Origin of the sequence: Hymenobacter roseosalivarius DSM 11622, from assembly GCF_900176135.1 — a bacterium.
Taxonomy (GTDB): domain Bacteria; phylum Bacteroidota; class Bacteroidia; order Cytophagales; family Hymenobacteraceae; genus Hymenobacter; species Hymenobacter roseosalivarius.
The window spans coordinates 1-17,930 of record NZ_FWWW01000039.1 but is presented as its reverse complement, the minus strand read 5'-3'; the positions used below and the strand labels follow the sequence as shown (position 1 = coordinate 17,930).

The window sequence follows — 17,930 nt, the reverse complement described above, 5'->3', positions numbered from 1 at the left end:
TTGTAGGCTACGCAAGTTGCCCCTACCGCGCCGGGCGTCGGGCCAGCTGAAAGGAGTTCTTAAATCTGATTGCAAATGCCCCTCCCGCTCTGGAAAAAACGAGTAGGCTGGCCTTTTACCTCTCTCGTGTAGTATGGTGTATCACTCCTTGATTTTGGGTGCCGGCCAGGCCGGGCTGGCCACGGCGTATTACCTGCGGCGGGCCGGCGTTTCCTTCCTGGTACTGGAAGCCAGCAACGCCGTGGGCAATTCCTGGGTGCATCGCTACGATTCGCTGCGCCTGTTCTCGCCCGCCCGTTACGATGCCTTGCCGGGCCTCCCGTTTCCGCAACCCCCGGAAAGCTACCCCACCAAGAACGAGGTGGCCGCCTACCTGCGCCAGTACGTGGCCCACCACCAGCTGCCCGTGCAGCTCAACGCGTCCGTGCGCGAACTCACGCGCGGGGCGGATGGGGTATTTACCGTGAAAACGGCGCACGGGGAATACCGGGCCTACCGGGTGGTGGTCGCGACGGGGTCTTCCTTCAGCCCCATGATACCACCGGTTGCGGCCCAGCTGGCGGATTCGGTGTTTCAGGTGCATTCCCGGCACTACCACCTCCCGTCGCAACTCCCTATGGGCCCCGTGTTGGTGGTGGGCGCGGGCAACTCCGGCGCGCAGATTGCGGCCGAGCTGGCCTGTTCGCGGCCCGTCGCTTTATCGGAAAAAGACAAGCCCCGGTTTTGGCCCATCACCTTTCTGGGGAAAAGCACGGTGTGGTGGACCGACAAGCTGGGCTTGTTGCACGCCGCCACCGATTCCTGGGCCGGGCAGCTTATTCGGCGCCTGCAGGAGCCCGATTTTGGCTATGCCCTGCCCCGCCTGATAAAACGCGGGAAGGTGGAAGAGAAGCCCCTGATTGCCCGCATCAGCGGCTCAACCATCTTTTTTACCGATGGGTCGCAGGGCCAGTACCGCGCCGTCGTCTGGGCCACCGGGTACCGGCTGAATTTTACCTGGCTGCAGGTGCCCGACGCGCTGGATGAACAGCAGCAGCCGCTGCATTACCAAGGCATCAGCGTGGTTCCGGGCCTGTACTTTATGGGCCTGCCCTGGCAGCGGGCCCGCAGTTCTTCGCTGATTTGCGGGGCTGGCCGCGACGCCGAATTCATCGCGCGGGACTTGCTGCGCTACGTACCGATCCCTACTACTTCCGCCCCCACCATAAACCGGGTGAGCAGTGTGCCCCATACGCCGGGCGCGGTGTAACCAGCGCGCCCCGTTCGGTTGGTCTGAGTAGCTGTTCAGTGCATCCCTGCTTCACCGGCAGGGCTTCCCGCAGGCCATCATTTTTACGCTTGTCACTGCCCTTCGACTCATGCCTTACGCCCAGGTGCAAGCCATCCGACTGACCGATTTCAACTACACCCCGGAATACGTCGCCACCGAAGAGATTCCCATTACCTACCAGTTGCAGGTACTCAACCGGGTGCCCGAGCACGGGGAAACGCTGGAAATCACCGTGGGCATCCGCTACCTGGAGCCTGATAGCGCCAACTTCCTGCTGAGCGCCTCTTACCTGACCGTGTACAAGATGACGGGCATGAGCCGACTTCCGCCCCGCAAACGGCCGCGCTTACCCTGACGGAAGGAGCCTACGTAACCGCCGGCCAGACCTTATTTCAGGTCATGAACCCGGAGCAGGTCTGGGGAATTTTTCAGCCTGCTCCGGGCCAGGTGGCGCAGCTACGGTCGGGCCAGGCTTTGCAGGTGATTGCCGAAGGCAGCGCGGCGCGGCCCCTCACGGCCCGCCTGGATCTGGTGGAGCCCCAGTACCGGGCCGGCGCGAGTACGGCGGCCGTGCGCGTGTACCTGCCCAACCTGCGAGGGCTGCTGCGCCGCGGTACGCGCCTCACCGGGCGGGTGGCGGCGGGCGGCGCGGAGCCGGCCGCCGGCTGGTGGCTGCCTCGCGCCGGAGTAGTAGACCTAGGCACCCGGCAGGTGGCCTTCGTGCGGCGGGGCCGCACGTTTGTGCCGGTGCCGGTGCAGGCGGGCCAGCGCGTGGGCGGGCAGGTGCTCCGGGGCCTCAGCGGCACCGAGGACGTGGCCGCCAACGGCCAGTATTTAGTTGACAGTGAAAGCTTCGTGCAGACTTCTTCCAGCCCTTCATCTTCCGCTACCAATGAATAATCTTCGTTCTACCTGGCCGGGCAATGGCTGCTCGTGCTGCTGCTCGGGCTGGGGGGCTTGCCAGAAAACCAAGCCGGCGGCCCCGGCCGGTGCGGCGCGGCAGGAGCCGGTATTCTACACCTGCCCCATGCACCCGCAGGTCCACGAAGCCAGCCCCGGTTCGTGCCCCATCTGCCACATGGATCTGGCAAAAATGCCCCCCAAAGCCGCGCGCACGGGCGCTGACGAGCCGGCCGGGGCAGCCGACCTGATCCTGACGGCGCAGCAGATTGAGCTGGGCAATATTAAGGTGCGAACCATCGGGGCAAGTCCAGTCGGGGCTCCACCCCAAGATGTGCTGACCGGCACCGTAACCGCCAACGCGGAACAAACGGCCAGCGTCAGCCGCCGGGTGGCCGGGCGCGTCGAGCAGCTGTACGTGCGTCAGACCAGGCAGGTGCTGCGGCGCGGCGCACCGCTGTTTGCCGTGTTCAGCGAGCAGCTGCAAGCCTTGCAGCAGGAGTACTTAGTGGCCCTGCGCCAGGGCCGCGAATCGGGCGGTGCCTACCAGCAGTTTGCCGAGGCCACGGCCCAGAAGCTGCGCCTGCTGGGCCTGACTACCCGGCAGCTCCGGCAGCTGGCCGCGCGCGGCCGGCCCGACCCACTGGTAACGTATTACAAGCCCCCGGACCGGCACCGTGCAGACCCTGGACGTGGTGCAGGGCCAGTACGTGGCCGAAGGCAGCCCGCTGCTTACCCTCACCGATCTGGGCACCGTGTGGGTGGAAGCCCAGCTGTATCCCGGCGAGGTAAGCCGACTGACGTTGGGCCAGACGGTCGCGGTGCAGGTGGCCGGCCAGGCGGGCACCACCCAGGGCCGGGTGGTATTTCTGAGCCCGGAGCTGCGCGGCACCAGCCAAGTCACGCTGGCCCGCGTGCAGGTGGCTAATCCCCAGGGCCGCCTGCGGCCGGGTGCCCAGGCCAACGTGCTGCTGAGTGCCCCCGTCGCGGCCCCGAAACCGCGCTGCTGGTGCCCTAGGGGGCAATTATTCAGGACGGCGACGCCAGCTACGTGTGGAAGCAAACCGGGGAGCGGCATTTTCGGCGCACCCGCGTCGCCACCGGCGAAGGCACCGGCGAAGGCACCGCCACGACCGTGCCCGTCACGGCAAGCGTGCGGGCCAGCGACCAGCTTGTCGTGTCCGGGGCGAATTTGCTGCAAAGTGAATACGCCCTGCGTCAGGGCGCTACCGACAGCATGAACGGCATGGTGATGTAGCGCCCGGGGGTTCTTCAAAACGCAACCCGTAAGGGTACGACGGCGCAGCATCTGTTTTTGCCTTCTACTACTTACGCAACTCAACTATCAAAAAGCCTGAAATTAAGTAGCTGCTGAAGTATCAAAAGTGGTGGAAGAAGCTTGAAAAAGCCCCCCAGGTGCTGCTGAAACGCTTTTGGAGCCGCAACGGCGTAAGTCATGCAAAAGCAAAAATGCCTCTCACCCACCCTTAATTGCTTTAAGGCGGCTTGTGCATCTTTTCCAGGCCGCCTCATTCACCACTACCCTGACGCGACAAAGCCCGCACCTTAGGAGTGCGGGCTACTTGGTCAATGCTTCACTGATTCAGCGCGGTGGAATCAGGAAGCGAAGGCGAAAAAAGGTGCTTACTAGCGAACGGTGAAGCCTTTAGCTTCCCACACAGGCACATTTTGGGTACGTACGAAGCGCGTTTCAATATGACCCCAGGCATCCTGCTTGTACATTACCGTTTTACCTTGCTCGCGGGTATGCAGGGAAAGCAAGTGATCGGCGTGCGACATTGCGGGGCCAGTAGTTTCGATGGGCTTGCGCGCCCGTGGGCGCTTAACAGAAGTGGACATAAACAGGTAACGTCAAGACTGGCCAAAAAGGGTCAGTACGGTCAATTTAATTTTCATTTCGCGGAGCAGTAGCACTTTTGAGGGCACACACTCCGATGTAGCAGCCATGCACGAACACACCACACGTTGTCTATGCTATGTACGGGCTACTTTCAGAACAACAGCTCTGGGTTCAGGTAGTAAAATGCTTTGCTAACCTGATCGGGGGGGGGGCAAATTCATGCCCCGTAAGATATCAACGTAAAACACAAGGTCCGGGTTTTTTCTTATCTGCCGCCTACCGCCGTCGAGCTTCCTAGGGAGGCAGCCTTTCAAGCACTTTATACGAGGCCAGAGTGCCGCCAATTTTGTATCTTCTGCTACCCAAACGCAACCCCAGCCGTGTTTAGCGGCAAAGCCCTGTTGTGCGGGGGCCGCTATGTTCTACCAATTAATCTATGTCAGCCGAGCCGTAGCGCCCTTGGGTGCGGAGGCTATGCAGTCCTTGGTTACGCACGCTCGCTCCAACAATGCCCTCCATCACGTTACGGGGGCTTTATTTTATGATGGGGAGCACTTTGCCCAGATACTGGAGGGAGCACAACAAGAAGTAGAAAGCTTGTTTACCCGCATTCAAGCGGACAACCGACACCGGCAGGTAACCGTCGTGACACGCAGCCAGAGGGCACGGCGCGAATATCCGCACTGGGGCATGGCAGGCCACCTGCTGGCGGCAGCGCAGTTTGCCGAGCTGGTAAAGTGCCTGCCAGATGAGGCCGAAGAGCCTGCATCCCGGTCGTTGCGAGTCCGCCTAGATCCTTTCGTGGCGCAAAGCAAACGGCTGTAGCTATTCCCTCGTGCTTTTGCAAGCGCAAACCCAAGCCTTGTACTTAGTTATTGGGCATATAAATTTTCCAGCGCGGTTTTAAATTCGGGCGTATCATACTCGGCCATACCGTCGTGGCGGGCGGCTACCTGCCCATCGGGGCCGAGGATGATGGTGGAGGGAATCGCGGTGGAATTGAAGGGGGCCGCCAGCGGACCAATTGGAAAATACACCGGGAAGGTATAGCCGCGCCGCTGGAGCAGCGCCCGTGCCTTTGCTGGTTTTTCATCGAGCGAAATCATTACAAAAGTGACTTTCGACTTATCTACCTTCTCATATAAAGCCTGAATGCCCGGCATTTCAGCGATGCAGGGCGGGCACCAGCTAGCCCACAGATTTACAAATACCACCTTCCCCTTTAGTTCACTCAGGTCAACGTTTTTGCCCCCCAGCGTTATCAGCGGCAGATGGTGGGGGTAAACCACGCCACTAGCGGGCGCAGCCATATGTGTTGACGTGACGGTGGCAGAAGTTAAAGTTGGCAGCTCCGGCTTCCATAGCCCCGTGGCTAGCAACCCACGCTGCATGGTCCCCAATACGATAGGACGCAGATCGGTGAGCATAACGAGGGCCAGAATGGCGAAAGGCAGCCATTGCAGCAGATTTTTACGATTCATAGGCGAAAGATAGAGAAGCAACGAAACGAGGGCTATCTGTGCCGGCTTTACATTGTCGGTATTATCCTGATAGTATTGCCACCGCCACACGCGCCTTGTCGGCCGAGACAATTTAGAAAAAAGCCCACGAACGACGGTTAAACCCTACCCTAGTAACTCCTCAATATCTTTTTTCGTCAGGCTCTTAATTATTGTCTCGTCGGTCGAAATCAGGTCCGTGACGAGTTGGATTTTCTTGTTTTGCAGAGCCAAAATCTTCTCTTCCACGGTGTTTTTAGAGATAAACTTATAGGTAAACACCGTCCGTTGCTGGCCGATGCGGTGGGCCCGGTCAACGGCCTGCGCTTCCACGGCCGGGTTCCACCACGGGTCGAGGATGAACACGTAATCAGCGGCCGTAAGATTGAGGCCTACCCCACCCGCTTTAAGTGATATAAGGAAGACCCGCAGATCCTCGTTTTCCTGGAAGCGGGCCACTTCCTTATGCCGGTCACGCGTGTTGCCATCGAGGTAGGCGTACTCAATTTGCTTTTCATCGAGCGAAGCACGCACAATATCCAAGTGCTTCACAAACTGGCTAAAAACCAGCACCTTATGCCCCTCCGCCACTACGCTACGGATCATGCGTATTACTTCGCGCAGCTTGCCTGATTCCGCCTCGTAGGTTTCGTCAGCCATGCGCGGATGATTGGCAATCTGCCGCAGCTTGGTCAGGCCTTGCAGCAGCATAAACTGCGTGCTGGCCGTGCCGTGCTCTTCAATATTGCGCAGAATCTTGTTGCGGTAGAAGCTCTTGGTTTCCTCGTAGCACTGGGCCTGCTCATCGGTCATGGAGCAGTAGCTGAGGTGCTCTATCTTCTCCGGCAACTCCTTTGCTACCTGCGCTTTATGCCGACGCAGGACAAAGGGTTTGATAAGGGCGTGGAGCTTGCGGGTCTTTGTCTCGTCCTTGCCTTTTTCAATTGGTTTTAAAAACTCCTTGCGGAAAAACGCCTGCGAGCCCAGCAAGCCGGGATTGATAAACGACATCTGCGACCACAGATCCATGGTGCTATTCTCCACTGGCGTACCAGTCAGGATGAGGCGGTGGCGGGAGTGCAGCCCACGGACGGCCTGCGACGTGGTAGACGATGGGTTTTTGATGGCCTGCGACTCGTCCAGAATCACGTAGTCGAACTTGTAGGTTTTGAGCAGCTCTGCATCGAGGCGCACGATGCCATAGCTGGTCAGCACCACGTCATAATCCGAAAACTGCTCTACGTTTTTATCGCGGTAAGTGCCGGTATATATGAGCAGGCGTAGGCTAGGCGCAAACTTAAAGGCTTCGCTCATCCAGTTGAAAACCAACGAAGTAGGCATCACGAGCAGCGAAGCAGAGCCAGAACTGTCGCCACTCTCCTTGCGCTGAAGCAGCAAAGCTAAGGTTTGGATGGTTTTGCCGAGGCCCATGTCATCGGCCAGGCAGCCGCCGAAGCCATAGTCTTTCACGAAGTGCAGCCAATCGTAGCCGGCCTTTTGGTAGGGCCGCAATTTGCCCCGAAAACCGACCGGCATAGCTTGTTCCTCCACTGTTTCAAACCCCCGCAGCTTCTCCAGTTTCCGCGACATGGTGACGGTAGCTAAATTGCCATTCTGCAAGTCTGAGACCAAGGCTAAATGGTGCTTGCGCAGGGTAAGCGCATTATCATTTTCCTCTGAAAACGCGAACAGCTCCAGGTACTGCGAAAACCATTCTTCCGGAATAATAGCAATCTGGCCGTTGGGCAAACGATACTCGTGGCGGCGCCCCAGAATATAGGAACGCAGCTTCACGAAGGGGATTTCAAACTCGCCAAAGCGCACCGTACCGTGCACGTCGAACCAGTCGTTGGACTCGGTGATGCCTACCTCCACCGTAATAGCGCCGATGAAGTAGTCTTTGCCCGAAGTAGTACTTTGCTGCACCGTGAAGCCCAGCCGCGACAACTCTTCGGCGTGGCTGTGGAGCCAGCGAAACGCAGTGGCCTTTTCGAGCACCGCGCGGCCGTTGCGCACTTCCAGGGCGCGGTCGGCCAGTTCCTGAATCATAGCCTCCTCGTGGTCGATGTTGCGGATGAGGCGGTGAAAAATGTAGCTGTCAGCGGTTTTTTCCAGCTTTACACTCACCCGCTTATCGAAGCTGTTGGGCACGGTGTGGTCGCCGTAGCGGAACGAAAGATCGAAATGAATGTGACCGGAGGACACGGCAGGTGCGGCGCTGGGGGGCAAAGGTCCGTTCCGCGCGCCGTTGCGTGGCACCTCCTCAGTTACGACCAGTGCGCCGGGCACATCGGAGAAGGTAAGCTGGGGCCGGGCCACGTAGCGCTCGGAACGAATATCAAAGCCGCGGGCGTGCACGTCAAACGACTCGACCAGCGGGGCCACGAAGCGTTGAAAATAGCTGTCTTCTACCTGCCGCGGAATGATGATAAACTTCTTGTTCAGAAAGGGTTGTAGCTTCTTGCCATCCACATCATTGCGGAAGCTGTAGAGTACATCGCTAACCAGGAGCCACGCAGGCTGGGCACTGACGACTACCGCGTTTTTGAATTGGAAATCCAGCTTTTGCCCCTTATACTGAATGGTGGGGAAATAGTGGGTATTGTCCTCGTTGCGACGAAAGTGGAAAAGCACCGAGGCGGGCTCATCGGCCAGGCTGACTTCGCGCCAAGTGGGCTCGCCGTCTTTGCCCATAATGAAGACACATTTGCCCCCCAGACGCACCAGAATCTGTCCCATGCGCTCCTGCACGTAGCGGGCTATTTGCTCCTGCAGGGCTTTGTCGCCCTTTTCAGCGTCATATATTTTAAAGAAGAAATCGGCCGGGGTCGTCTTTTTGGGCCAGAACTCTTTTATAACGCAATCCTGCTGAATCTGGTCGGTGAGGGCAATTAGCTCGAAATCGATGGTGTCGAGGCCGGCGGCAAACTCAGGGGCGTTCTTGACCGAAACGGTTTGATGCTGAAGGGTAAGCTGGCCGCGCGGATTGCGCTGTACCACGTAGGACTCAAATAAATAACCTAGGTATTCGTGTTCGAGCAGCGAATAAACAATTTGGAAAGGCTGCGAGGTAGAGACCTTCATAATCAGCGCCGGCAACGGCGTGGAAATCAATGACAAATATCAAATAGTAACCTTTCTCGCGAAAAGCGACATATAATCTGTCACTACTTATGATAAGTACAGACTACATTCCCGGCCGTTATAGTACTACGGCGGGTTTACAGCATGCATACTCCGATATGGGCTCCGGCGTTACAGATTTTCGCGCACGTCGAGGCGGGAGGCATTCAGCGCGGGCCGGATGGAAACCGAAATGGTGATAACAATGATGGCAATACTCGTCAGTATAATGTCGGAGGATTGCATTTTCACCGGGTAAGAATCGACGACGCTGGTAGCCATACCCATAGAAACCAGGCCAAAGGTTTGCTGGAGCCAACAGATGGTCATGCCCAGCACCAACCCGACTACGGCGCCAACCAAGGCGACGATGGCACCTTCCAGCAAGAACACATTGCGCACGGTGCGGTTGGTGGCACCCATCGCCATCAGGATTGCAATGTCTTTGCGCTTATCGATGACCAGCATGGACAGCGAGAAGAAGATATTGAGCGAGGCAATGAGCAGGATGAAGGCGAAAGTGATGAACACGAACATCTTCTCCACTTTGATGGCCTTTAGCAGACTTACGTGCTGCTCATCGGAGTTCAGCACCCGAAACTTGGGGCCAATCAGGCGCTGAATATCGACTTGCGTTGCCGCTACCGGGTAGCCTTCGGCCACGCGCACTTCCAGCGCCGTGCGCCGGTCGCCGTACTGCAGCAGCTCCTGGGCAAAATCGAGGGGTACGAACACGTAGCTGTTGTCGATCTGCTGCTCAATCAGAAAAACGCCCCCCGCCAGGATAGACTGCTCGGAAAAGGCATTCTCGGGATTCATAGAAAGCATGCGCTTGCCGGTATTGCGCGGATACAAGAGTCGCAGAGGCGAAAAGCGGTTGTCGAGGGCAATGCTCAGCTCGTGCTGCACGCCGGCCCCGATGAGGGCGTAGGCTTCGCCGCCGCGGCGCAGACGGTGGTCGCCTTCCACGATAGACGAATCGACATTGGTTTGAGCAAAGTAGTTGCCCGTTACGCCCTTCATCTTCACCACCATCTGCCGGTCGTGGTACTGGAGCAGGGCATTATCCTCGATAACCTCAGTCACCAGGCTTACGCCCGGCGCGGTGCGCAGCTGATTGAGCAGGATGTTATTTACGGGGAAAGATTTGCCTTCCACGGCGGTAATTAGCAGATCCGGGTCTGATTTGCCGTAAAGTGTGCGTACCAGATCTTCCAGCCCATTGAACACGGACAGCACGATTATCAACGCCATCGTGCCCACCGCCACCCCGATCATGGAGATATTGGAGATGATGCTGATGATGTTGCGCTTTTTCTTGGACGAAAAATAACGCCGGGCGATGAGCAACGAAACGTTCATGCGGGGCGCAAACGGGGAATAAAAGCGGAGCTTATCACGGATTTAACTGGCGCGACGCATGAATTCCTCCAAGCGGCGCAGGCGCTCTTCGTGGTTGTTTAGCACTAATTCTTTCACCTCCCGCACATCGGCCCGGATGGCCCGCAACTCGTGCAGTAAGCCCAGGTTTACTTCTTCCTGCCTTTCATTAAACTGCATCTGTCGCTCAGTAAACGTCTCCTGTCTTTCATTAAACTGTATCTGCCGCTCATTAAACGTCTCCTGTCTTTCATTAAACTGCATCTGCCGCTCATTAAACTGGAGCTGCTTGCTATTGAATTGCTGCTGATCGGTATAGATCAGCTCCATTTGGTGGAGCATCCGACCTTGCACATCCACGACGGTGCGCAGTATCTCGTTGGTCTGCTGGATGTGTCCATCCTGCCGATCCATGCGCAGCAGCATTTCAGCTAATAGCTCAGAGAAGTCGTTTTTATCAGGCATAACAAAACGGGGCGGACGAGACAGCGAAAGCAAAGAAGTGAGACAAGATACGCTGCTTCGCGGAAAGGCGATGCGCCGGGGGGCTATTTCCAGGCTTTCACGATGAGGCCTGTGCCTGAATCGTGCTTGGAGCTGGCATCAACCCAGTTCAGGATTAAGCAGAAGGGAAACGTGACCAGGTAGTAGAACGGTAGCAGCACAAAGAACCACTTGGAAGCGCCCAGCAGCAGAATGGGGTACTTCATGCTCAAGCGCCACGAAATCTGGCCGGGCTCGCCGTAGCTGTACTGCGCCTCAATGCGGTCGAAGCCGGCCGTGCGCAGCTTCTGCTGAATCTCATGGATGTTGTAGCCGTCGCGCACATGCTCCTCAATAAAGCTGGTTTCGTCGTCGCCGTGCACGTCGGAGCCGCCCTGGTCGGAAGGCGTGGAAATGAGCAGCATACCGCCGTCTTTGAGCGATGCGTGAATGTTCGTGAACACTTCCACGTCTTCCAGAATATGCTCCATCACATCCACCGACAACGCCAGATCGAACGTATTTGGCTCCTGATACAGCACCAGATCCTGCACTGCAAACTGCACGTTGACCCGACCGATTTGGCGAAAAAAGCGGTTGGAATCGGCAATCTGCTCGTCTTTCACATCCACGGCCAGAATTTGCCATTTCTTGCTCAGGCCGGAAAGCCAGTAGGTGTACTGTCCGTAGCCCGAGCCCGCATCGAGAATATTCAGGGCCTCGTCGGTGCGGCCTTTAGCCCACTGCCGCAGCTCGCGGTGCACATGCCAGGTGCGCAGCAACAGCAGATCGAGCAGATAATAGAAGAGGCGGCGCAACCAGGGCGTGCGGTTAAACACTTCCCCCAGCGACTTTTTAATCGGGTCGTAATACAAAGTTCGGTTACCTGTTGTGAATAGTTAGTTGCCAATTTGGAGTGGGCTGGGGGGCTTTTTTGGTGAGGCGTAACGCTTCACGCTTACCCATCCCGGACTTTACTCGTCTTCGTCGGCAAATAGCTTGGGGCGCTTGTTCTCGGGCGGCGTATCCGTTTCGTCGTCGGGGGTCGGCGCGGGCGGAATATGCAGGGTGTTGATTACCTCATCCATCCGGGCAGCGTACGAGGCGCTATCATCAAGAAAGAAATTCAATTCCGGGATGACGCGCACCTGCTTGCGGATCCGCTTGGCAAGAGCCTGGCGGATGGCTTTAGAGTTGTCGCGGATGTCGCGCAGCATCGCCTCACTGTCTTTCACCAGCAGCAGGCTCAGGTACACGCGGGCCACGCCCAAATCGGGGGATACGCGCACGGTGCTGATGCCGGGGGGCAAACCTGGAAACAGGTGAGGCAGGTCGCGTTGAAAGACGGCGGCCAGGTCCTGTTGCAACAAGCTGGCGAATTTTTGCTGACGTTTACTTTCCATAAGAGTCGACAAAGGTAAGATTTAGGCAATCAGTAGCTCACACTCCCGTAGCAGACTTCAAACACGAGGGGAGAATCGAAGACAACGGGCTTGTATGAAGCCTTGCCCGTGCTTTCGTTTTAGCTTTACGCAGCAAAAACTGATTGAGTACTCCGCTCGGTACTTTTGGCTGGCCTTTTAACTAAACCTTTTGCTCACGCTTCGCCTTGCTGCGCTTTTTTAAAAGTCCGCTTTCTACCCGTTTAATCACGCTGCTGATACTGGTGCTGGCCGTTCGGCTGCCGCTGCTCTGGCTGGGCGTGCCCCTTACGGCGACCGAACTGCGGGCTTTGCTGATTGGGGAGCGGATGCACGCGGGCGCCCTGCTTTACCGCGACCTTTACGACAGCACGGCTCCCTTGTCGGCCCTTGTTTTCGCCACCCTCGACCTGGTAGCCAGCCGGCCGCTGTGGCTGTACCGAATCTTAGCCCTGGCCCTGCTCCTATTTCAGGCATTGCGGCTCAACCTGGTGCTCAACCGCGCTGATGTTCATCCAGAGCGGGGCTACGTAGCCGCCCTGACTTATCTGCTCGTGGCCAGCGTCACCGCTGAGGTCGATACGCTTTCGCCGCTGCTGCTTGGCCACACGTTTATTGTGACAGCGCTGAGTGCTTTGCTGCCGACTACCCGCGAGGGCTACGACAACCGCCGCCTGTTCCGGGCTGGCTTTCTAACGGGGCTGGCCGCGCTGTGCTACCTGCCGCTCGCGCTCTTCCTGCTGGTTGGGCTCTTCGCCGTTATCATCTTCGCCGCCAATTCCTTCCGCAGCTTTTTGCTGTTGCTGTGCGGGTTTTTCTTTCCGTATATCGTTGTTGCCACCTTTTTTCTTTACACTGAGAGCCTACCCGGCTTCGTGCAGTTTCATTTGCGGCCCACGCTGCAAGGCTTGGTCGCCGGCACCGATGGGCTGCCCTTATGGGTACAGTTGCGGCTATTGATTCTGCCCGGCTTTGTTCTGCTCCTCGCGCTGGGGCGCGCTTTCACGACGTCGTTGGGGCTGGTATTTCAGGTAAAGTTTCGGCAGATGATGCTGGTTTGGCTGCTGGCGGCGGGGTTAATGATGGCGGCCGGCGGCGGCGTAGCACCCGGCACGCTGGTGCTGGCGCTGCCGCCACTTGCTTATTTCGGATTGTTTCTGTGGCAAAAAGCCCCCCGCCCTTGGGTGCCCGATGTACTGCTGCTGGTTGTGTTGGAAGGCGTTCTGCTAACTCGCTACCGCGCCGTACTCGGGTTAGATCAGCTGGTTAACATTCCGGCCGAAAGCCGCTATGCTATCCAGCCACACCCGGCTTATAAGGCCATACGGGGGCAACGGTTGTTGGTGCTCGGCCCCGACCGGCGCCCTTATGTGCAAAACAGTCTCGCCTCGCCTTACCTCGACTGGCGACTAGCCCAGGCTGATTTCGGCCACCTCAACGAGTACGCCGCTATCTTCCGGTTGGCGCAGAATTTTGCCCCCCAGCCACCAACCTACCTCATCGATGAGGTAGGACTGCTACCGGAATTGCGCTACAAGCTCCCCGCCATCTTCGGGCGCTACCAGCCTACCAGCACCCCGCGCTTGTATCGGCTAAGGTAGCTAGTAGTCAATCTTGTTGACGCGGGTTTGATGGCGTCCGCCTTCGAAGGCAGTGCTAAGAAACTTCTCGGCAATTTCACGAGCGGCTTCCTCACTTACGAAGCGGGCGGGCAAGCAGAGAATATTCGCGTCGTTGTGCTGGCGGGCCAGGGATGCCAACTCAGGCTCCCAGGCAATGGCCGCACGTATGCCGCGGTGCTTATTGGCGGTAATACACACGCCATTGGCGCTGCCGCATACCAGAATTCCCTGTTTGAACTCATCGGCTGTGATGGCCGAGGCTAACGGATGCACAAAATCGGGGTAATCGACGGAAGCGGGCGAGTGAGTACCGAAGTCCTGAACTTCGTGGCCGGCTTCCCGCAACCACTTGACCAGCATCTGCTTGTACTCAAATCCGGCGTGGTCGGAGCCGATGGCGATTTTCATCTTGGTGCGGTACTACAATTTTGTTAATGATAAACCCAAGGAAGCCGCTTAGCTCTGGCCATTATTAGCCACCAGATCAGCGTTGAGCTTTTTGAGGCTGTTGCGCCGCACGACGCGAGCAATATTAATGCTTACCTCATATAGCAGCAGGATCGGGATGGTAACGATGAGCTGCGACGAGACATCGGGCGGTGTGATAATGGCCGCTACGACCAGGATAACCACAATAGCGTGTTTACGGTACATGCGCATGATTTCGGGCGTAATCATGCCGGCTTTGGCCAGAAAAAACACGATCATCGGCAGCTCAAATACAAAAGCGCACGACAGCGACATGGTGGTAAGCGTGCTCAGGTAGCTCTGCAAGTCAATCTGGTTCTCAATGCTGGGGTCGAGCTGGTACGAGGCTAAGAAGTTGATGCTCAGGGGAGCGGCAATGTAGTAGCCAAACAGCAGGCCCAGAATAAACAGAATTGAAACGAAGAATACCGCGCCCTTTGAGTTAGCCTGCTCGTGTGGATACAAACCCGGCTTTACAAAGCGCCATATTTCCCAAAACGTATAGGGAAAACCCATTGCCAGCCCCACAATAAACGAGCTGCTGATGTGCATGGTCAGCTGCCCGCTCATCTGGCGGTTCTGAATATCAAACGTGACAGGGTCCACGCAGAGGTTGGGAGCATTTATAAGCTTCCCAAACTCACAAAACATGCGGTACGTCCAGAAATCGGGGCGCGAAGGCCCCAGAATCAGGTCGTGAAAGAGAAAATCTTTCGCTAAGAAAGCCCCAATCGTGAACACTACGATCGCAATAGCGGCGCGAATGATATGCCAGCGCAGGGCTTCCAGATGGTCGATGAAAGACATTTCCGGATGCTCGGCCGGCCGCGTTCCGGCTTGGATACTAGTCTGATCCACTGATACTTAGATTAATGAAATGAAAAAGGTAGCGCACATGCGACGAAGTGCTTGCGCCAGACGTACGAAGTTTTTGGGTCGTCAGGTAGTAGTCGGCTGAAAACAATAGCTGTGGGGGCTTTTTTACTGTTTCACCACAGCCAGTTCGCCCGCCTTTTCTGACTTTGGACTACGCAAACAATGGAAAAGCCCGCATCCACTCGTTTACCTGCCCGCGCACCCGACTCAGGTGCGCTTCGTCGGCGTGGTGTATGAGCACATCGTCAATCAGCTCCACGATGCGCGTCATGTCCGTTTCAACGAGGCCGCGCGTGGTAACGGCCGCCGAGCCGATGCGCATCCCCGATGTCACGAAGGGCGACTTATCGTCGAAGGGCACCATGTTTTTATTGATGGTGATATCGGCTTTGATGAGGGTATTCTCGGCCAGCTTGCCAGTGAGGTTTTTACTGCGCAAATCAATCAACATCATGTGGTTATCGGTGCCGCCTGAGATGATCTGGTAGCCCCGCTCGGTGAAGGCCGTTGCCATGGCCTGCGCGTTGCGGATAACCTGACGGGTGTAATCGGCATAGGTATCGGTGAGGGCTTCGCCGAAGGCAACCGCCTTACCACCAATCACATGCTCCAGCGGCCCGCCCTGAGTACCAGGGAATACGCCAGAGTCGAGCAACGCTGACATCATGCGCGGCTCGCCTTTCGGCGTTTTCAGGCCAAAAGGATTCTCAAAGTCCTTACCCAGCAAAATAAGCCCCCCACGCGGGCCGCGCAGGGTCTTATGAGTTGTAGTGGTTACGATGTGGCAGTGCTCAAACGGATTATTGAGCAAGCCCTTAGCAATCAAGCCACTGGGGTGCGAAATATCAGCCAGCAGCAGGGCACCTACTTCGTCGGCGGCTTCGCGCAGGGCTTTGTAATCCCAGTCGCGGGAGTAGGCCGATGCCCCGCAGATAATGAGTTTGGGCTGCTCGCGGCGGGCGGTTTCTTTTACCTTTTCCCAATCGATGAGACCGGTTTCGGGCTCCACGCCATAAAAGGACGGCTTATACAGCTTGCCCGAGAAATTGACGGGGGAGCCGTGCGTCAAATGCCCCCCGTGGCTCAGGTCGAAGCCCAGGATTTTGTCGCCGGGATTGAGGATGGCCAGCATCACGGCGGCATTGGCCTGGGCACCGGAGTGCGGCTGCACGTTCACCCATTCCACGCCGAATAGCTCCTTCGCGCGGTCGATGGCCAACTGCTCTACCTGGTCCACGATTTCGCAGCCGCCATAATAGCGCTTGCCGGGCAAGCCTTCGGCATATTTATTGGTGAGGATAGACCCTTGCGCCCGCATCACCTGCTCCGATACATAATTTTCGGAGGCGATGAGCTCAATACCATGGGTTTGGCGCTCTTTTTCCTGACGGATAAGGTCAAACAGCACGGTATCGGGGGCGAGAGTAGTTGTGGTCGTTTCCATAGCCTCAAAGGTAGGGGTGAATCATTTAGCAATAAATACATGGTCAGCGGCAATGCGCAACAGCATATATCAGCAATTTACTAATAAGCTGTCGGCAAACCGGAGTTGTTTCTTTCTCATGTCGCTTGTTCCTCGTTACTTGCCTTACGCTACGTGAGCTTTTCTATGGTATCGCCCCTCGCCGAACTTCTGGCCCAGCTTCGTATGGGCAACCAGAAATCTTTGATTACTTTTTACGAGCAAAACCGCGACCATTTCGCACGCTGGGCAAAGTGGCACTATAAGCAGGAGCCAGCCACTGCTCATGCCACGTTGCGGGCGGTATTGCTGGAATTCTATGACCGCGCCACCGACGGCCGCCTGACCAAAATGCCCCCCGACCTGCGCGCTTTTATCTACGATATGGCCCGCGAGCGACTTGATAATGCCGCCGCTGAACATTTGCCTCAGGCCGAAGCCAACCGGCGTCGGCACTTGCTGCGGGCGTTTAATGTGCTGGGGGCTGACTGCCGACAGGTGCTTACATACTTTTATTTTCGGGGCTATAACTTCGAGAAAGTAGCCGGTAAAATGGGCTATCCTAATGCCGTAGTGGCTCGTATTCAGAAAGCTACTTATCTGCGCAAGCTGTACGAAGTAGCGCTGCAAACCCCCGACGCTGACCACCAGACGCCTTCCCCCACCGACACCCAGCCGGATGCTGGCCCCTTTCTTGTTTAGCGGCTAACACATCTTATTTTTCATGCTTCTCTAGCTTCCCGCGCTGCCTTGATTCAAAGTTTCACTTCTTCTATGACGTCGTCCTTCGACTTACGCCCGTATTTGGAAGATATGGAGCGCTTTGCTGACGGTCAGCTTTCAGCGACCGAGCAGGAAGCCTTTGAGGAACGCATGCTCGAAGACCCTGAGCTGCTCAGGGCGCACCAGGCGTATGAGCAGTTGACGGCCGATTTGCGCTGGGCTGCGGGGCATGAAATATTGCAGGAACAACTTCAGGCGCTGGATCAAAGTCTGGACCAACGCCAGCAAGCCCTGACCAGAGTACAGCGCAGCCCGGCCACCACCCGCCGCCGTACCCGCCGCCGCTGGCTGCTCGCCATCATGGGTGTCCTTCTGGTGAGCATTGGTACTTGGCTGGTGCTGCGCCCCAGCGAAGACGACGCCCCGGCTGCCTGGAGCCGCTATTATCAGCCGGATATGGGCTTGTCGGAAGAAGATCCGAGCATCAGCCGCCGGCCTTTGCTGGCCGAGTCTATGCACCAATACCAGGCGGGCCGCTACCCCGACGCGCTCCGCATTTTGCAACGCCTCTCCCCCGACCAGGTGGGCCAGGATACACTGCTCTATTACAACGGCATTTTTCTTCTCCAGCAAGACCGAGCCACGGCCGCCCGCTCTTATCTGCGCCGCGTAAGCCAGCAGTCGAGCTCTCCGCTGGCAGGTAAGGCACTCTATCACTTGGGTATGGTGCACTGGCGCAATAAGCACCCTGTTGAGGCCCGCGCTATTTTGCGCCAGGTAGCCGACGACCCCAACAACCCTTACCGGGAGGACGCCCAACTCGTGCTACACGACAACGTACT

General features: G+C 57.2%; 18 protein-coding genes and 2 pseudogenes. 10 read left to right on the top strand and 10 right to left on the bottom strand.

The genetic code is table 11. From position 1 onward, the window contains the following. The first annotated feature begins 133 nt into the window (after positions 1 to 133). The 6 genes and pseudogenes from B9A24_RS02550 (at position 134) to B9A24_RS22220 (ending at position 3,428) form a co-directional block, all read left to right on the top strand. Positions 134 to 1,249: a flavin-containing monooxygenase gene (locus tag B9A24_RS02550; protein WP_084443602.1), complete on the top strand. Its 1,116-nt coding sequence runs from the start codon at positions 134 to 136 to the stop codon at positions 1,247 to 1,249. Positions 1,250 to 1,358: 109 nt separating this feature from the next. Then, a complete protein-coding gene (locus B9A24_RS02545; RefSeq protein WP_084443601.1) occupies positions 1,359 to 1,625 on the top strand; it encodes a hypothetical protein in 267 nt (88 codons plus the stop codon). Positions 1,626 to 1,669: 44 nt separating this feature from the next. Then, the gene (locus B9A24_RS02540) at positions 1,670 to 2,170 is read left to right on the top strand and encodes an efflux RND transporter periplasmic adaptor subunit (protein WP_234996923.1); all 501 of its coding nucleotides are present in this window, start codon (positions 1,670 to 1,672) and stop codon (positions 2,168 to 2,170) included. Beyond that, positions 2,163 to 2,822, top strand: a pseudogene (locus B9A24_RS02535) (efflux RND transporter periplasmic adaptor subunit); the annotation flags it as partial. The gene B9A24_RS02540 and the pseudogene B9A24_RS02535, both read left to right, overlap by 8 nt. Before the next feature lie 25 nt (positions 2,823 to 2,847). Continuing rightward, a pseudogene (locus B9A24_RS23165) lies at positions 2,848 to 3,066 on the top strand (efflux RND transporter periplasmic adaptor subunit); the annotation flags it as partial. A gap of 155 nt (positions 3,067 to 3,221) precedes the next feature. Then, positions 3,222 to 3,428, top strand: coding sequence for a hypothetical protein (locus tag B9A24_RS22220; RefSeq protein WP_200813853.1), 207 nt, complete (start codon positions 3,222 to 3,224; stop codon positions 3,426 to 3,428). A gap of 389 nt (positions 3,429 to 3,817) precedes the next feature. On the opposite strand, the gene B9A24_RS02525 is transcribed toward B9A24_RS22220, so the two are convergent. Then, a complete protein-coding gene (locus B9A24_RS02525; RefSeq protein ID WP_084443597.1) occupies positions 3,818 to 4,030 on the bottom strand; it encodes a hypothetical protein in 213 nt (70 codons plus the stop codon). 418 nt (positions 4,031 to 4,448) lie between these two features. Between B9A24_RS02525 and B9A24_RS02520 the strand changes: the two genes are divergently transcribed. Further along, positions 4,449 to 4,856 (top strand): BLUF domain-containing protein, encoded by a 408-nt coding sequence (locus B9A24_RS02520; RefSeq protein WP_084443596.1) that lies wholly within the window; start codon positions 4,449 to 4,451, stop codon positions 4,854 to 4,856. 47 nt (positions 4,857 to 4,903) lie between these two features. Here B9A24_RS02520 and B9A24_RS02515 read toward each other — a convergent pair whose 3' ends face one another. From B9A24_RS02515 to B9A24_RS02490, 6 genes are all read right to left on the bottom strand, one after another. Beyond that, on the bottom strand, positions 4,904 to 5,512 hold the full coding sequence (locus B9A24_RS02515) for a TlpA family protein disulfide reductase (RefSeq protein ID WP_200813849.1): 609 nt from the start codon (positions 5,510 to 5,512) through the stop codon (positions 4,904 to 4,906). A 144-nt stretch (positions 5,513 to 5,656) separates the two neighbouring features. Then, positions 5,657 to 8,614 (bottom strand): DEAD/DEAH box helicase, encoded by a 2,958-nt coding sequence (locus tag B9A24_RS02510; RefSeq protein WP_084443727.1) that lies wholly within the window; start codon positions 8,612 to 8,614, stop codon positions 5,657 to 5,659. A 171-nt stretch (positions 8,615 to 8,785) separates the two neighbouring features. Beyond that, complete coding sequence (locus B9A24_RS02505) at positions 8,786 to 10,015, bottom strand: FtsX-like permease family protein (RefSeq protein ID WP_084443595.1); 1,230 nt, start codon at positions 10,013 to 10,015, stop codon at positions 8,786 to 8,788. A gap of 42 nt (positions 10,016 to 10,057) precedes the next feature. Next, positions 10,058 to 10,498 (bottom strand): hypothetical protein, encoded by a 441-nt coding sequence (locus B9A24_RS02500; RefSeq protein WP_084443594.1) that lies wholly within the window; start codon positions 10,496 to 10,498, stop codon positions 10,058 to 10,060. Between the two features lie 83 nt (positions 10,499 to 10,581). Further along, positions 10,582 to 11,391: a class I SAM-dependent methyltransferase gene (locus B9A24_RS02495; RefSeq protein WP_084443593.1), complete on the bottom strand. Its 810-nt coding sequence runs from the start codon at positions 11,389 to 11,391 to the stop codon at positions 10,582 to 10,584. Positions 11,392 to 11,490: 99 nt separating this feature from the next. Then, positions 11,491 to 11,919: a ribosome-binding factor A gene (locus tag B9A24_RS02490; protein WP_084443592.1), complete on the bottom strand. Its 429-nt coding sequence runs from the start codon at positions 11,917 to 11,919 to the stop codon at positions 11,491 to 11,493. 206 nt (positions 11,920 to 12,125) lie between these two features. Between B9A24_RS02490 and B9A24_RS02485 the strand changes: the two genes are divergently transcribed. Then, positions 12,126 to 13,538, top strand: a complete 1,413-nt coding sequence (locus tag B9A24_RS02485; RefSeq protein ID WP_084443591.1) for a hypothetical protein — start codon at positions 12,126 to 12,128, stop codon at positions 13,536 to 13,538. Here B9A24_RS02485 and rpiB read toward each other — a convergent pair whose 3' ends face one another. From rpiB to B9A24_RS02470, 3 genes are all read right to left on the bottom strand, one after another. Continuing rightward, on the bottom strand, positions 13,539 to 13,967 hold the full coding sequence (gene rpiB, locus B9A24_RS02480) for a ribose 5-phosphate isomerase B (RefSeq protein WP_084443590.1): 429 nt from the start codon (positions 13,965 to 13,967) through the stop codon (positions 13,539 to 13,541). A gap of 48 nt (positions 13,968 to 14,015) precedes the next feature. Next, on the bottom strand, positions 14,016 to 14,885 hold the full coding sequence (gene tatC, locus B9A24_RS02475) for a twin-arginine translocase subunit TatC (protein WP_317044215.1): 870 nt from the start codon (positions 14,883 to 14,885) through the stop codon (positions 14,016 to 14,018). A gap of 169 nt (positions 14,886 to 15,054) precedes the next feature. Then, positions 15,055 to 16,347, bottom strand: a complete 1,293-nt coding sequence (locus B9A24_RS02470; RefSeq protein WP_084443589.1) for a serine hydroxymethyltransferase — start codon at positions 16,345 to 16,347, stop codon at positions 15,055 to 15,057. 153 nt (positions 16,348 to 16,500) lie between these two features. On the opposite strand from B9A24_RS02470, the gene B9A24_RS02465 reads away from it, so the two are divergent. Beyond that, on the top strand, positions 16,501 to 17,067 hold the full coding sequence (locus tag B9A24_RS02465) for a sigma-70 RNA polymerase sigma factor region 4 domain-containing protein (protein WP_234996921.1): 567 nt from the start codon (positions 16,501 to 16,503) through the stop codon (positions 17,065 to 17,067). Positions 17,068 to 17,139: 72 nt separating this feature from the next. Further along, positions 17,140 to 17,930, top strand: a 791-nt coding sequence (locus B9A24_RS02460; protein ID WP_143434720.1) for a tetratricopeptide repeat protein, incomplete at its 3' end; no start/stop codon positions are given.

Coding starts and splice junctions, on each gene's coding strand:
- B9A24_RS02550 (WP_084443602.1), top strand. CDS start 134: ATGGTGTATCACTCCTTGATTTTGGGTGCCGGCCAGGCCGGGCTGGCC.
- B9A24_RS02545 (WP_084443601.1), top strand. CDS start 1,359: ATGCCTTACGCCCAGGTGCAAGCCATCCGACTGACCGATTTCAACTAC.
- B9A24_RS02540 (WP_234996923.1), top strand. CDS start 1,670: ATGAACCCGGAGCAGGTCTGGGGAATTTTTCAGCCTGCTCCGGGCCAG.
- B9A24_RS02525 (WP_084443597.1), bottom strand. CDS start 4,030: ATGTCCACTTCTGTTAAGCGCCCACGGGCGCGCAAGCCCATCGAAACT.
- B9A24_RS02520 (WP_084443596.1), top strand. CDS start 4,449: ATGTTCTACCAATTAATCTATGTCAGCCGAGCCGTAGCGCCCTTGGGT.
- B9A24_RS02515 (WP_200813849.1), bottom strand. CDS start 5,512: ATGAATCGTAAAAATCTGCTGCAATGGCTGCCTTTCGCCATTCTGGCC.
- B9A24_RS02510 (WP_084443727.1), bottom strand. CDS start 8,614: ATGAAGGTCTCTACCTCGCAGCCTTTCCAAATTGTTTATTCGCTGCTC.
- B9A24_RS02505 (WP_084443595.1), bottom strand. CDS start 10,015: ATGAACGTTTCGTTGCTCATCGCCCGGCGTTATTTTTCGTCCAAGAAA.
- B9A24_RS02500 (WP_084443594.1), bottom strand. CDS start 10,498: ATGCCTGATAAAAACGACTTCTCTGAGCTATTAGCTGAAATGCTGCTG.
- B9A24_RS02490 (WP_084443592.1), bottom strand. CDS start 11,919: ATGGAAAGTAAACGTCAGCAAAAATTCGCCAGCTTGTTGCAACAGGAC.
- rpiB (WP_084443590.1), bottom strand. CDS start 13,967: ATGAAAATCGCCATCGGCTCCGACCACGCCGGATTTGAGTACAAGCAG.
- B9A24_RS02470 (WP_084443589.1), bottom strand. CDS start 16,347: ATGGAAACGACCACAACTACTCTCGCCCCCGATACCGTGCTGTTTGAC.